Annotated in this window: 11 protein-coding genes and 1 tRNA gene; 7 read left to right on the top strand and 5 right to left on the bottom strand. The window is 60.4% G+C overall.

Annotated elements, in window-relative coordinates; translation table 11 throughout:
* The first annotated feature begins 2 nt into the window (after positions 1-2).
* The 5 genes from eutJ (at position 3) to HAP48_RS48980 (ending at position 6,114) form a co-directional block, all read left to right on the top strand.
* A complete protein-coding gene (eutJ, locus tag HAP48_RS48960; RefSeq protein ID WP_166208308.1) occupies positions 3-833 on the top strand; it encodes an ethanolamine utilization protein EutJ in 831 nt (276 codons plus the stop codon).
* Positions 834-836: 3 nt separating this feature from the next.
* On the top strand, positions 837-1,454 hold the full coding sequence (locus HAP48_RS48965) for a BMC domain-containing protein (protein ID WP_166208311.1): 618 nt from the start codon (positions 837-839) through the stop codon (positions 1,452-1,454).
* Positions 1,451-2,713 carry a malate dehydrogenase gene (locus HAP48_RS48970; RefSeq protein WP_166208314.1) on the top strand — a complete coding sequence of 421 codons (1,263 nt, stop codon included), beginning with the start codon at positions 1,451-1,453 and terminating at the stop codon, positions 2,711-2,713. The genes HAP48_RS48965 and HAP48_RS48970 overlap by 4 nt, the downstream gene beginning before the upstream one ends.
* Before the next feature lies 1 nt (position 2,714).
* The gene (locus tag HAP48_RS48975) at positions 2,715-3,758 is read left to right on the top strand and encodes an alcohol dehydrogenase catalytic domain-containing protein (protein ID WP_166208318.1); all 1,044 of its coding nucleotides are present in this window, start codon (positions 2,715-2,717) and stop codon (positions 3,756-3,758) included.
* 139 nt (positions 3,759-3,897) lie between these two features.
* A complete protein-coding gene (locus HAP48_RS48980) occupies positions 3,898-6,114 on the top strand; it encodes a helix-turn-helix domain-containing protein (protein WP_166208321.1) in 2,217 nt (738 codons plus the stop codon).
* A gap of 308 nt (positions 6,115-6,422) precedes the next feature.
* On the opposite strand, the gene HAP48_RS48985 is transcribed toward HAP48_RS48980, so the two are convergent.
* Positions 6,423-7,166 carry an invasion associated locus B family protein gene (locus HAP48_RS48985; RefSeq protein WP_166208324.1) on the bottom strand — a complete coding sequence of 248 codons (744 nt, stop codon included), beginning with the start codon at positions 7,164-7,166 and terminating at the stop codon, positions 6,423-6,425.
* Between the two features lie 59 nt (positions 7,167-7,225).
* Positions 7,226-8,458, bottom strand: coding sequence for a YadA-like family protein (locus tag HAP48_RS48990; protein ID WP_234622347.1), 1,233 nt, complete (start codon positions 8,456-8,458; stop codon positions 7,226-7,228).
* 1,149 nt (positions 8,459-9,607) lie between these two features.
* On the opposite strand from HAP48_RS48990, the gene HAP48_RS48995 reads away from it, so the two are divergent.
* On the top strand, positions 9,608-10,234 hold the full coding sequence (locus tag HAP48_RS48995; protein ID WP_166208330.1) for a BRCT domain-containing protein: 627 nt from the start codon (positions 9,608-9,610) through the stop codon (positions 10,232-10,234).
* A gap of 87 nt (positions 10,235-10,321) precedes the next feature.
* Here HAP48_RS48995 and HAP48_RS49000 read toward each other — a convergent pair whose 3' ends face one another.
* Positions 10,322-10,705, bottom strand: a complete 384-nt coding sequence (locus HAP48_RS49000) for a hypothetical protein (protein ID WP_175612285.1) — start codon at positions 10,703-10,705, stop codon at positions 10,322-10,324.
* A gap of 944 nt (positions 10,706-11,649) precedes the next feature.
* Between HAP48_RS49000 and HAP48_RS49005 the strand changes: the two genes are divergently transcribed.
* A complete protein-coding gene (locus HAP48_RS49005; RefSeq protein ID WP_166202873.1) occupies positions 11,650-13,176 on the top strand; it encodes a site-specific integrase in 1,527 nt (508 codons plus the stop codon).
* A gap of 319 nt (positions 13,177-13,495) precedes the next feature.
* On the opposite strand, the gene HAP48_RS49010 is transcribed toward HAP48_RS49005, so the two are convergent.
* A tRNA-Lys gene (locus tag HAP48_RS49010) sits at positions 13,496-13,571 on the bottom strand.
* A gap of 175 nt (positions 13,572-13,746) precedes the next feature.
* Complete coding sequence (locus HAP48_RS49015; RefSeq protein WP_166208335.1) at positions 13,747-14,340, bottom strand: Spy/CpxP family protein refolding chaperone; 594 nt, start codon at positions 14,338-14,340, stop codon at positions 13,747-13,749.
* Positions 14,341-14,343: the final 3 nt, after the last annotated feature.

The following is a 14,343-nucleotide window of genomic DNA, read 5'->3' on the forward strand; positions in this document are numbered from 1 at the left end:
GCATGCTCGCGCGCACGCGATCCCTTCGGCCCATGCCCAGTCAGGAAGCCACCGCGTTTCTCGAAGAGGCGGCCGTGACGTATCGTGCCCCGGTTTGCTCGTCTGACGCCTTGTCCTTCGGCGTCGATCTCGGCACGGCAACGATCGTTCTGACCGCCGTGGATGCACAAGGGCGTCCCGTCTACTGGGACAGCCTGCCCTGCCAAGCCGTGCGTGACGGTGTCGTTGTCAACTTCGCGGACGCGGTGAGCGCTGTCAAACAGCTCAAAGAAACCGCCACGTCAGCACTGGAGCGCGAAATTGCCGAAGCGGCTACTGCATTTCCTCCAGGCGTCCCCCAGGCAGAAGCTCGTGCCTGCCACTACGTTCTGGAGAACGCGGGCATTACCTGCCGCCATCTGGTTGATGAAGTGACTGCGGCGCAGGCCTTGCTTCGGTTGCATGATGGGGTGATCGTCGATGTCGGCGGCGGATCGACGGGCGTCGGCATCGTATCGGACGGCGTCATCATTGCACTCGATGACGAACCGGGCGGCGGTCATCATCTGGATCTGATCCTGGCCGGCGCCTTGGGAATTCCCGTGGAGGACGCCGAGGAGCGAAAACGCAAAGGCGAGCAGGACTACTCGCACATTCTCCGCCCCGGCATCGAGCGGATAGCAAGCTCGATCATCCGCCAGATCGGAGACCATACTGTCCGATCTATCCACCTCGTCGGCGGTGCGGTTCGGGTTCCTCATGCGGCATCCATTGTCGCTCGCTTTAGCGGAATCCAAACCACGGCATACCCTCACTCGGAACTCGTAACCCCCTTCGGAATCGCGATGAGCTGACCCATGGATTTTCAATTACGCACGTACGCCTTCATCGATAGCATGCAGCCTCAAGCGGCGGCGCATGTCGCCTCAACGTGTCAAGGAGACGTGCCTGTCGCGGGGATGTCCGAGCTCTTCATCGAAGTCGCGCCCGGAAACGAGATCTTTCGCTGCGCAGACATCGCCTTGAAGGCAGCTGATGTCCGCCCGGCGCTGCAGATTATCGAACGAGAGTTCGGTCTCCTGGAGATTCACTCCCACACGCAATCGGAAGTGCACGCCGCAGGGCAAGCCGTGCTGGATTATCTCGGCCTCAAAGAGGAAGATCGGGTGCGACCGACGATCGCTTCGTCGCAATTCGTCACCAATGTTAATCCCTACCAAGCACAGCTCATCAATAAGTGGCGCAAGGGCAATCTGCTGCTGCCGAGGTCCAGCCTTTTCGTCCTCGAGGCGACACCGGCGGCGTATGTCACGCTCGCCGGCAATGAGGCAGAAAAGGCCGCAAACATCAGCCTGATTGAAGTTCGTGCGGTGGGCCGGTTTGGCCGCTTGTTTATCTCAGGGACCGAGAGCGAAGTCGAGACCGCAGCGAAAGCTGCTGTTGCGTCACTCGAGGAGCTGGGAGGCAAGAAATGAGCGTCGTCTCCGTTGCGGATGTAGAGAATGCAAATGGGGTACTCGTCGTCGGAGCGAGAGATATCCTCACGCCGCTTGCCGCCGATCGCGCCAAGGAGTTGAACGTTCGGATCGAGCGATCCAGCAGCTCCGCAAGAGAAGTGACATCGCCTGTCGTGGCCCCTTCGCGGCCGACCGTCCAATTGTCGGCGAAGGCAGAGCCCGCGGCCAAACCCATAGCTAACGCCGGTGCCGTGCAACCCGGAGCGCTGTCGGGCGCTCTGTATCGTCGTGGAGCGCCGGTCCCCGCCGCGATGCGGGTTCAAGGAGATGCGGCATCCGCCGCTCGTGACGATCGACCGCGGGCTGCGGTCATCGGCGCCGGTCACGTCGGCGCCATGACGGCGCTGCGCCTCGCTGAAACATCGCTATTCTCGCGGGTCACACTCGTTGACATCGTCCCTGGACTTGCGGCCGGATTGGCCCTCGACATGTGGCACAGCGCCCCGCTGCGCAGATTTACGACCAGGATCGAGGGAAGCACCGATCTCTCGGCGCTTGAGGGAGCACGCTACATCGTCATGACGGCCGGCCGTCCCCGTCAACCGGGCATGAGCCGAACTGATCTCACCGGCGTGAACGCAGAAATAGTAGGAAACGTCGCCGACGGGATCCGTCGCTATGCTCCCGCTTCGGTCGTCGTTGTTGTGACAAATCCACTTGAGGAAATGACCCACCTGATGGCGAAGCGGACGGGGTTTCCCTCGGCAAGGGTCATTGGCATGGCGGGCGTGCTCGACAGCGCACGCTTCTGCTCGCTCGTCGCCCTGGAAGGAATCGCCCGGCCAGAGGACGTCGATGCAATCGCGCTGGGCAGCCACGGCGCCGAGATGGTGATTCCTTTGAGCCTTGCCAAGGTCCAAGGTCGTCCCCTCGAGCAACTGATCCCCAAGGACCGCCTGGCTGCGATCGTGGAGCGCGCGAGAGACTCCGGCGCCGAGGTCGTCAAACTACTTCAGAAGGGCAGCGCCTATTTCTCTCCGGCCGAATCGGCAGCGTCCATGGTGGCAGCCATGGTGAAGGGAGACAGCGAATTGATCGCCGCGTGCGTTCAATCGGGAGGCGCCTACGGCGTTGACGATACGCGCATTGGGCTTCCGGTCCGACTAGACACGGACGGAGTGAAGGAAATCGCGGAACTGCCGCTGCGGCCCGATGAGCGGGCCGCGCTTGCGGCGGCCACCGGAAGCATCGCCAAACGCATCTCCGAATTGGCCTGACATGCGCGCAATCGTCTACCAGGGACCGGGCGCAATTGCGGTACGGGACGTACCGCCGCCTCGGCTCGAGGACCCCAGAGACGCTCTGGTTCGAGTAGAGTTAGCCGGCATTTGCGGTACCGATCTGCATGTGATTGCCGGCGATTTTGCGGGCATCCAGCCAGGAGCCGTTATCGGCCACGAGTTCGTGGGTGTGCTCACGGCTATCGGGAGTGCCGTGACCGGATTTGCCGTCGGTGACAGGGTTATGGCGTCCGACTTCACCGCCTGTGGCCGTTGCCGGTGTTGTGAGCGGGGCGACCATTGGGAATGTCCGGAGCGAGCCTTCTTCGGGACAGGCACTTCTTTCGGGCTGCCCCTGGCCGGTGCGCAGGCCGAAATCGTGCGGGTCCCGCATGCCGACACGACGCTCGGACGTATGCCAAAGGGCTGTTCTGACGAGGCTGCAATCCTCCTCGGGGATAATCTAGCGACGGGATGGGCGGCCGTAGAGCGCAGCGGGCTCTTGCCGGGCGAGATCGTCGCAGTGATCGGCGGCGGAACGGTCGGTCAACTTGCGAGTCTTTCGGCGCAGGCCGCTGGAGCGGGCGCGGTCATCGTGGTGGAGCCGAGCGAAGGACGCCGCGAGTTCGCCCGCGCAAACGGCAGTCTTGCGGCGTCGCCGCAAGAGGCTCGCGAGTTGGCCAGCCGCGTGACAGACGGAGAAGGCGTCGATGTTGTCATCGAGGCCGTAGGTGGCGCATCCGCTCTCACGGCGGCGTTTGACTTGGTGCGAAAGCGAGGCCGAATCATCTCGGTAGGCGCCCATGCAGCTGAGACGTGGCCGTTTCCATTGGCGAGGAGCTTTGCCAACGAGTTGACCCTGGGCTTCGCGATCGGGGATTCGATCCGTCTTCGTCCTCGTCTCCTTTCGCTCATCACCACGGGCGCTCTCGATCCAACCGTGGTCATCGATCGCAAGATCGGGTTTGCGGCCGCTCCCCAGACGTATGCCGACCTCAAGGCCCAGCGGATCATGAAAGCGGTTATCGACCCCCGGCTCTAATACGGCTGGTCCGGCGGTTGCCAAATTAAGCTAAGCAGCGCAAGCTCTTACAGGAGCGGCAATTATATTGCACCGCACAAGAACGCTCGCGTGAGACGAGCGCCGCGGTGCCGAACTTGAGCCGCCTGGAGGATGCTCAATGAGTGGGACCGCGCTACTGGCTCAGCGAGGGACGTTTAGTGATGATCCGCACCAAGGGCTCGCAGTGCTGAGAGAAGCGATCATCTCCCTTTCAGAAGCAGCAGATCGCGGGCCTCAGGTGCTCTTCGCCGAAGCCCGCATATTGTTCCGCAATCTCCTTGCTGTCCGAGATGTCCGACTCCTGGTCCGCTCGGCCGGCGCCTGGCGTGAATGGGAGAAACTCAACGATGGCGCCGATGAAGCGCTGATAGAGCGGCTTCCCGACTCGTTCATCGATATGATGCGATTCGAGGACGCTATCTTGGTTCCAGTCCAGGTCGGAAGCGTGGCTCTCCTCGTCGAGGGCATGACCGATTCCGATGCACTGCGTGAGCGCGCCGCGACCCTGTCGCACGTCTTCAGGCTCGCGATCGCATCCAGCGAGACCCGCAACGGCAATCCCGACAAGCTCGAAGCGATCCGCGTCTTCCAACGCGTCGCCAACAAAATTCTGAAAAGCCGCAATCTCCAAGAGATTTTCCTCCAGATCACGCATGAGGCGAAAGCGAGGCTCTCCGCTGATATATGCGGCATCATGCTCCTCGAAGAAGAAGCGCTGGTCATGAAGCGCTGCACGGGTAATCTGGCAGCGGAAACGGCGGCCCTTCGCATGAAGGCCGGACAGGGCGTCGGCGGACGCGTCCTCGAAACTCGTCAGCCTTGTTCCATCGAAGACTACGTACAAAGCGAGATCATCAGCCGTGACTTCATGAGCTTGGCGCGGGCCGAACGCGTTCGTTCTGCCCTCGCGGTACCGCTGATGTCCCAGGATCAGGTCATCGGCGTTCTCGAGGTCTGGCGTCGCAAACCATCGACATTTACGCCGCAGCATACGGCGGAACTCGCTACGCTCGCTAATCTTGCGTCTCTTGCGATCGAGAATGCCGCCCTGCTCGACGCGCGCGAAGCCGCCGCTCGGGAGCTAGAGGATGCGCATTCCAAGCTCCAGCAGCGGTATAACGTCATCCGCAATTCCGCCGATCTTCAGGAAGGGCTTATCTCTACCTTACTCGATGGCGGCGGCCTTTGCGAAATTGCGCAACGCGCGCATCAACATCTTCACAGCCCCGTGCTTATTCTGGACAAACATTTGGATGTTCAGGCCTGCCATCCTCGAACGGCAGCTACGGACGCAGTTCTCCGCGCGGTTCGTATCGCGATCTCGCAAAATAGAGGCCCTGATACTCGATACAAGACGATATCAGCTGGAGCACTGCGGTTCGCGTTTCAGAGCATAACGGCAGGGTCAGAACAGTTGGGTTGGGCCGTCATGCTCAACCCGGAGATCGAAAATGAAAGCGCACAGCTCGCGATTACAGAACTATGTGTTACTGCCGCACTCCATCAAACCAAAGAAAGGGCGGCAGCGCGTGCACTCAGCGACAAGCTCGCGACGTTGACTTGGGATCTTCTGGAAGGAACGGACCATCTACGGCAGTTGGCGCTTCAACGCGCCAAGGAGCTGGATGCTGAAATCCCCGCAGAGTACTGCATCGCCGTCTGTCGCATCGACGGACTAGACAAGCCGGACAAATCCGGCGTCCTGACCGGTGGAGAAATAGAAGGTCGTCGCCGGTCAGTAGCTGAAGCTCCGAACCATTTACCAGGACGTCAAATCGCAAAATTGTCCGGGCTGCGCGGCAACGAACTCGCCCTCGTTATCTCGAGCTGCGAGAGTGTCAAGGCTCGTGATTTTGCCCAAAGTCTTATTGTCGAGATCATGCGCCGCGTTCCTGGATGTACCGCGCGCGTCGGCCTGAGCCGAGGTTGCTCGGAACCTATGTCGATACCGTCAGCTTGGCGGGACGCGCGCATCGCCCTGGATGTGGCCTGCCAGAGTCGTACAGCAGCGGTCATCGACTACAATGACGTTGGAGTCGCCGGTCTTCTAATGAGTATCCGGGAAGGGACCGATTTTCAGGGATTTGTCGGACAATCGATAGGAGGGCTGTTAAAGGAGAAGAGCCCGCAACGAGAGACCCTATTGCAAACCTTGCGTGTTTTCTTCGCATGCAATTGTTCTCAGCAGGCGACGGCAAGAGAACTCCGAACACACCAAAAGACCATCGCTTATCGACTCGATAAGATCGAGCGTATAACAGGTTTGAAGCTCGCAGCTCACGAGCAGCGCGTGCTGCTTTATCTTGCTCTCCAAATGAATGACCTGATTCGCTAGCGGAAGCGAGAACGGAGGTCACGACAGGCTTCGTAACCGACGATGTTCTTGCGCCAGCTCGCCCTGTCATCTCAAGTACGTGCCGGTATGATCTCTCGTCCCATCGAAGCAATCGCGCCATGCCCCCCGGGATCAAAGAGCAGACGGTCGAGTGGTCGGGTCCGACTATCTGGGAAATCCCGACATCGCGGTGTTCGGATTTCTGAAGTTTCATTGATTCGCGACCATCTGCTTATCAGTCCTCAAACTGCCCCCGCTTGCGAGCGAAACAGCCAGCGGATCGTCGTTCTATTCTCAAGTGCCAAGCGTCATCGGACGCCGTTCCAGGCGCCGCCAGCACCTGAGGTTTCGGCAACGACTCCGGTCGATGGCCGGCGGGCAACGGGCTTTGCCGCTGGAGGGCGGGCCGAGGTGCCAGGAGCAGCCGCTAGCGAAAGATCTGTCAGTGCCGACATTAGGCCGCGCAGGCTCGCCATCATCGCGATGGGCTTGCCAACTCGCTCGAACACAATCGTGGCGTGGTCCTCACGTACAAGTAACGAGATCAACGCGCTGTCCGCCGGAAACGTTGCGACGCATAGCGCTTGGTCGCAGATCAGCGGCTTGGCGATTCGCGTGAAGCCGCCAAAAGTTACCGCAACGCCGACCTCTGCGCTGCTGTCGCGTGGTAGCATGATCAGGGCCATCGAACGCCCATCCTTGGTTAGCGCGATACGCCAGTTCAATAGTGCGGCGTCGTCGCGCGAAATCGTTTCAAGATAGCAAATGCGCCGCACGTTGCGGACTTCATCGCAAATCTGGGTCCAATCGAGGAAAGGCCTGATCGTGCGGGTGTAGTCGCCCGCCGCGACCGATTTCCCTGGCGCGAACACGCTCGCCCACTCGAATCCAAGCGATTGCGCTCTCGCCGGTTCGGGTAAGATGCTCGCAGGGGCGGCTCCAGGCTGGCCCGGAGGCCCGGGTGAAGGATCGGAAGCGATCGCCGCCGACAAACCGGCCAGGGCCAATGGCAAGAGCCAAGCAGCAATAATAGGCAAGCGTGACTTGGGCATGGCTTGTTTCCGGCTTGAGGACGGCGGATCCGAACGACAGCGGCGCGGCGCCGAGGAGATCAGAATCTGACACCGAGGGAAGCGGAGCCTCCGACGTCGCCAGTGTCCGGCGTGTAGGACACACTTGCCTTGACACGCACCGCATCACTCACGCGGTAGGCGAGCCCCCCAGCCAGCGAGATCGAGTCACGGAAAGTGCCGATCGCAATTGCTACAGAGCGGTCGCCTTTGGCTTCATCTGAGAAGGCGAGTCCCGCCGCTGCCATCGCTGCTGAACCAGCCGCTCGCGCGTGCCGGTCGACCTCGGCCACCTTCCGATCTGTGTACGCCCGGTCATCAGCGCCCAGCACGGCGAGAGCATCATTCAGCTGTTTCAGATTCGTCGCATCGTTCGCCGCGGTACCCGCCGCCACGTTGTGCAGCGCGACAGTTCCCGGAGAGCCCCCCTGCAGAGTTACCGAATTTAGCCGATGACCGTCTGCCGAGACGTCATATTGAATGCTGTTTGTGGACGCAGCATTCAACGCAGAGGCGACGTCATGATAGATGCCCCCGAGGACTGCATAGGACGGCTGCGACACAGTTCCGTCCGGATTGACGTGAGAGCCTCCGCCAAGCCAAGTCGCGACGGAATCAGCGGATCGGTACAGCTGTTGTCCCGTTAGCGCGTCAGATGATTGCGGTGAGACAGCGCCATTTGTGATGCCCCTCAAGGTCCGACTGTCGTCGCCGCCGGTCAGATCGACGAGCCTGCCGCCCGTCTTGGCAGCAATGGTTACGGCTGCATTTGCGTCCGTCTGCCGGACCAACCCGATCGTGCCGTTTCCGATGTCGTTGGTCAGCTTGGCTAACGCATTGTTGGTAACCTGGAGTGCGTGATTTGAAGCGGTCAGTCCATCGCTAGCCGCTCCCAAGTCGCCGTTCGTCTTCGACGGGCTAGCACCGGTCGCAGTCGGCCTGTCGTTCAATGACTTCACCTCGTTGCTTATCGTGGTTTTCGGGCTGGGACCTTGGGTCACCGGTTGCGGCGTCGACACCGACTGTGCAGCCGGGAGCGATTTTACGCTCGCGTCCGATTGTGGCACCTGCGCCGGCTTCTGTTCGCCGCAGTCAAGGGCGCCGCCCATGGCCGTCCACTGCTGCTTGAGTTGGTCTGTGCAACCGCCCGAGGGACGGCTGTTCTGCGCTGCCGTTGTCGCCCCGGAATGTTGGACCTGCGCCCTTGCCGGTGCGGAAAGCCAAACGGCCACCCCCGATAGGAAGAGGACGGCTCCCAATGTCGGTCTCAACATGTCACGATTTCCTTTCGCGTGAAGAACTGAAAATGCGGGCTGGATCGGCGCACCCTAGCCGCGAGGTCACGTCGCCGAACGCTCGCGCGCGACAGCGCGGCGCGGACGATTGCCGCTCATGTGATGGCTAGCTCGCCGGGCAGCTCGTTCGCGATGAGCGACCGCGAAACGTCTGTCGGCATCTGTTGGCCCGCAGGATCTTCGGTCGATCCGGCGATCGACCATTTGTTTCGAGCACCGTCTCGACGATCGACGCATCCTCGCGATCGAGATAAATCGCAGCATCGAGCGCGCGACGCAGCGTGCGAGTGAATGAACTGAATTCACCACCACCCTCATTGAAAATGGGCAAGTAGCGCCCTTCGATGGGGATGATTAGAGAGGGCAGAATTTTCCTGATCGCAACGAGAGGCCGCTGTCGAGCGTAGACAGGCGTAGAAAGAGAAACGATCGGCAGAGTGCCGATCGATTTAATACCGACAAGACCGGGTAAACCAGGCGCCGGCGGGCAACGGCGAATAGCGTCGGCGCAAACGTCGTGACGATGGGAACACGAGCACGAGTTATGAATCAGGCGCGATCCGGCCAAAGGTGCGTGTCGACCAAGGGTTATCTCATTTCCTTAGCCCCGTGTACCTACGGACTTGCTCTCCACCACTGGTTGCGATTAAGTCGGTGCTACTGGGGAGGCTCGTTTTCATGAAGAGACTTTCAGCAGCAGCATTTGGCGCTGCATTAAGCGGTCGCGCCTCATCGGCAGCTGACACTAAGCCCGCATATTCACCGGCGTCGCGATGATCACGAGAGCCACGATTGCTCTCGCACTCTGCTTTGCGTGTGAGCCGGCGCTGGCAGCTTGCGGCGACAGCGGCGGCCCGGGCTACCGCAACCAGGCAGGCACGTGCGTGGGCTGGGAGGCGCTGGCGCGACAGTGCGGCAATCCGCCATCGACGAAATGTACGCCAGAGCGTGTCGCCACCGGAGCTGATCAGGCCGCTACGAAAGGCGCAGCCATTCGTTCACTCATGGAAGGTGCGCACGACATCAAGGAACAAGCACCGCCGCCGACGCGACCGTAAACAAATGATTTGCCACAACGGTCTCGCTTGCCCGCTGCTTACGCTTGAGTTCATATTTTGGAGATTTTCGATGGCAGAAACCGCGGGCGACGATTTCTACAATCGCGTAGGTGGTGACAGAATCGGCTCAAGGCAGATCGACGAATTGATAGGCATTGCGCGGGGCCTGGTCGCAGACAACCAGATCAGCCAGGCCGAAGTTGAATTTCTGCAGAAGTGGCTTGCCGCCAACCTCCACATCAGCGACCAACCGGTCGTGCGAGTGCTCTACAAGCGTGTCACGGAGATGCTGAGCGACGGAATTGTTGATGATAGCGAGAAAGCCGAGCTGCTTGATACGCTCAATCGGTTTTCAAATCGCGACATAGGTGGTTTGGGTGAGATCCTTAAATCGACTTCTCTCCCTCTGAATGATCCGGAACCGCCACTGACGTTTGCGGGTCAACGATATTGCTTCACAGGCACGTTCAACTTTGGCTGCCGCAAGGAGTGCGAGCAGGCTGTGCAGACTCTAGGCGCCGAAGTCGGCAGTCTCACACAGAAGACGACCGTTCTGGTCATAGGCATCTATGCCACCGACTCTTGGAAGCACTCGTCGTTTGGAAACAAGATCATGAAGGCCTGCGAATGGCGTGACGACGGCCTGCCAATTTGCCTGGTATCGGAAACACACTGGAAGGGATATCTCCCGAGATAGAGATCGTGCCCTGTACTGCGCGGCAGCGATTGCGATCAGCAGTATTTTCCGATCTAACTTCTTAGCGGTCGCGGCGGCGGCGCACTACTACCTTTGCTCTGTGTCGCTCTCGGCTTCCCGCAAGCCATCGTTGTCAACCACGGAACCCGCCGCCTTGGTCTCAGTGTCCTCACGCTCGTCGCTCGCTGGAACCGTCCGATCATCGTCGAAGCGAGCCAATGCTGCTTCGATGAGTTGTAGCTCCTCGCGGAGAGTATCGCTCAAGACCGATGGCTTGAAGCCAGGGACGCCCAGCGTTTGAACGTTGTCCAGCAGTCGTTGGCGATGCTCTCTGATCTTTTCAGAGCTTGTCGGTCCTTCAATGACACGTAGCCAGCGATGATTTGTTCTATAGCGTTCATCAGTAACCCAGACTAAATGATTAACGTAATGCAATCGTTCGATTAAAGCGTCCAAGGTACTTTCTGGCAAGGCCCAGCCTCTATGGGTCCGCCGATAGCGTTAATGGCCAGCGGGCCTCAGCGGATAGACTATGGGGGATTCTTGACGAAAGAGCAGCTCGCTCGAGACGCCGCAGAAATATTCCGACTGCTGCGAGCGTTTCGCTTGATCAAGGAACCGGCTGCGCGTCGGCACGTTGTCGAGACCGTCGAAGCATTGGCCGAAGGCCGCCCAGTCGACAAAGCACTCGACGATAAAGCCGAAAAGCCTCACGTTTGAGCGATGTGCAATCCTGCCTGCCAAGTTTAGCGGAGACGCTCATACTTTTACGTTTTTGCGGTGTCTAGCCTGCAGCAATTGAAGGCGCAATTGCGACACGCGGGCAGGCTCGCTCTCGATTAGTCCGTACGGCCTTCAAGAAGAACACGCTCGGCCCCCCACGACACGACAGGACGGCCAGCATCACATTTGCCGCCTATATCATCCAAATTCCCTACGACGGCCGCGTTCGCTTCTCACTCTCGATTGTGTCTGCTTTCATGCTCCATCGACTTTGGTCAAAGGAGAGAAAGGTGAGCCGGCGTTGCGGACTTTTGCATTTGCGCTCGCCGGGCAATCCAAAGGGGATAGAGCCCCCTTATTCTTCGGCCGAGGTTGCGATGGCAATAGGTATCTCATTAGACACGTTCTATCGCACGCGCCATATCCGGCACCAGCGTGACAACTTGCCCGCACCAATCAGCGAACGCGGACCGCTTAAATGGGAGCGTTCTGGCTTCGACGCGTGGCTGACTCGCCACCATCCCATGCGTCCGAAGACGATCGCTAATGACGCATTCGTGCTACCTCATGCTGCAAGCGATGAAGAACATCGCACGCGGTTGAGAACAGCTTACGGAGATCATGGCGCTTGACATTAAAGATCGCGCTGGACTCCTATGGGTGCCTCCATCAATTCGGCACCGAGGCTTGTCATGGCCGATCCCAAATTCCCCTACGTGAAGTGGCGTGACGGTCGTCCACGCTCATCGCATGGCGCTTACGCGAGAGCGCTCGGCTTTGTGGACTCCGACCTGCGCCATCCGCCCCATGATGAAAAGGGCCGACCGGTAGGCCCATGGTTTAATCTTCAGGAGGCTTCTGAATTCTCCGACAAACGAAGTTCGGAAATTGAGGCGGCGCGGCGCTCGGGCAAACTGCCGAAGAGGGTTACCATACGAAAGCGAACCACGATCCAGGATCTTCTTGATGACTGGAGCAAATCGACCGAGTTCAAAGCCCTTTCATCCGCCTCGCAATCTTCCTATCGCAAGTGCATTTCAGCCATCCTCCACCGGCCGCAGACGCGCGAGGCCGCTGCAAAGATGCGGGCCGAGATCCGCGCCGCCAGGCTGCTCGGCGTATCCGAGCCGGCGCGAGAACTCGAGGCGATCGCGACCGCCACTCCGTCGTCATTCGGCAAGCCGGAGCTCCGGGCGTTCTATAACTATGCCAGGTCGACCCGCGGCCATCATATGGCGCTGGCTATGATTGCTACTTTGTCAGCCGCGTTTACCTGGGGCCAGGAAAGCATCCTGTGGCGCCTCGGACCCAACCCACGAGCTGGCATGGAATTCGATCATCCAGACGGCCGCATCGTACTGGTCGCGATGGGGGAGTTTTCTGCCTGGGTCGCTGCAGCCGATGCCATCGAACGGGCCTCAATTGGTGACAGCTTCTATCTGGCGTTGTTCACGGGGCAGCGCCAGACCGACCGTTTGATCATGCGCGACGAGAGCGATACTCCGGGACGACATGCCTTCAGGCAAAGCAAGACGGGTGAGCTCGTCGACATCAAGGAGGCTCGACAACTCAGCGCGCGGCTGAGCGCATCGCGCACCCGGATAAAGACGCTTAAGCTGCGACTTCAGCTTGAAGCAGTACCACGTGAACTCGTCGTCAACGAAGACAATGGTGCGCCTTATGACGAGAGCACCTATCGCCATTGGGTGTCGACCGCGCGCGCGGTCGCCGTGTTCGGCTTTCTCGCGCGCGATAGCGTACGCCAGGCGATCGTCCGTGCGGAGCGACTGATCACTGAACTGAACGGAACCGTCGAAGCGCTTTTCACGCGTTTCCCTCTCGATGAAGAGAACAAGGCGCTGCGAGCTCGTTCGGTCGATCAGCGCGCGCGTGCGCTGTCGGAATGGTTGGACGCACAGTCTGCGCGTGACAGCAATGGTGATGACGGAGCCTGGCGCCTGAGGCCGTGCCGGTCCCTAATGTTCGTCAATAGTGCCGGCGAACTTGACCAGAAACACGACCAGGATCTGCGCGATACTTGCGTCATGCTGCTTGACCGAGCCGGCTGCGACTTGCTGACGATCTGCGACATCACCGGCCATTCATACCGAAGCGCGCAGACCATCGTGAAGCATTATCGTGCTCGCAATGCCGATCGCGCCGATGCCGGTATCGACCAGCTCGAATTGCAGGTGCGCAAGGACGGGATGAAGAGCTGATCGCAACAGAGCGGCGCTCGATTCCGCGGTTTCCGGCATAATGGTACCGCGAGCTGTGCGTGTCTGCTAACGACGAACGCGACCCCATCGGTTCGATTTGCCACGCCGATGGCGGTTCGCAGTTCCGCCCTGCGCCCCTTTGACTCACGGTCGATTTCCGGCAACGACACGCGGCGACCCTTCGCGGACCAGCTCATGTCCAGGCGACGAGGACGTCGTCGCATGCCGTGCGACGTGCGACCACGAAAAACGTCGCATGAGCACAATTTGTTCTATTGGCAAAAATGTAAAAAGCCCCGCAGGGCCAAACTCTTGAGGGTGGTGGGCGCACCAGGGCTCGAACCTGGGACCCGCTGATTAAGAGTCAGCTGCTCTACCAACTGAGCTATGCGCCCGGAACTTGTCCGGAAATGACCCTCGCAAGAGAGCGGTCGTTTAGCAAAGCGATTCCCCGATGTCCAGCAAATGGGCGCAAGTTTTCCCGACTTTTACCAGCCCTCCTCACAGCCGAAAGGCCGCCGGATTCCGGCGGCCTTTCAGTAGCTTGGTGAAGAGCTCGGTGGACGGCTCTCAGAGCCGGCCGGAGCGCTCCTGATCCGGACCGTCGTCCCGGTCGAAATGGCGGTCGCGGCCGCCGCGTTCCCAGCGGTCCATGCCGCGCTCGAGGCGGTGGCGGCGCCAGCCCTCGGCGCCGAAGCCGCGCCCTTCCATGTGGGTGAGCATCGTCAGCCGCCGCTTCTGGTTGTCGTCGAGCGTCTTGTAGAGCGGGTCGGCGGCGTCGGCGATCTTCTTCAGCGACGTCGCGGTCGCCGCCATGTTGTCGGCGCGCTCGCGCAGACGGGCGACCGGATCGTCCGGCTTCTCGGCCTTGTTCCCGGCCTTGTCCGCGTCGGCCTTCTCCGCGGCCATCCGCGCATTGGCGCGATCGAGCCGCGCCTTGGCGAAGTCGCGCACCGCGGCCTCGACCGGCGGCCACAGCTTCTCCTGATCCGCCGTCAGCTTCAGCCCGGCGTGGACGGCGGCGATCCGCGCGTCGAGGAAGGCCGCCCGATCCTCGGGGCTCATCCGCATATGGCCGTGGAACCAGGGACGATGCTGGGCATAGACCACGGTCGAACCGGCAATCGTGAGCGCCGCGACGCCGGCGAGCAGAACTTTCTTCATACG

It is taken from the genome of Bradyrhizobium septentrionale (assembly GCF_011516645.4).
Taxonomy (GTDB): domain Bacteria; phylum Pseudomonadota; class Alphaproteobacteria; order Rhizobiales; family Xanthobacteraceae; genus Bradyrhizobium; species Bradyrhizobium septentrionale.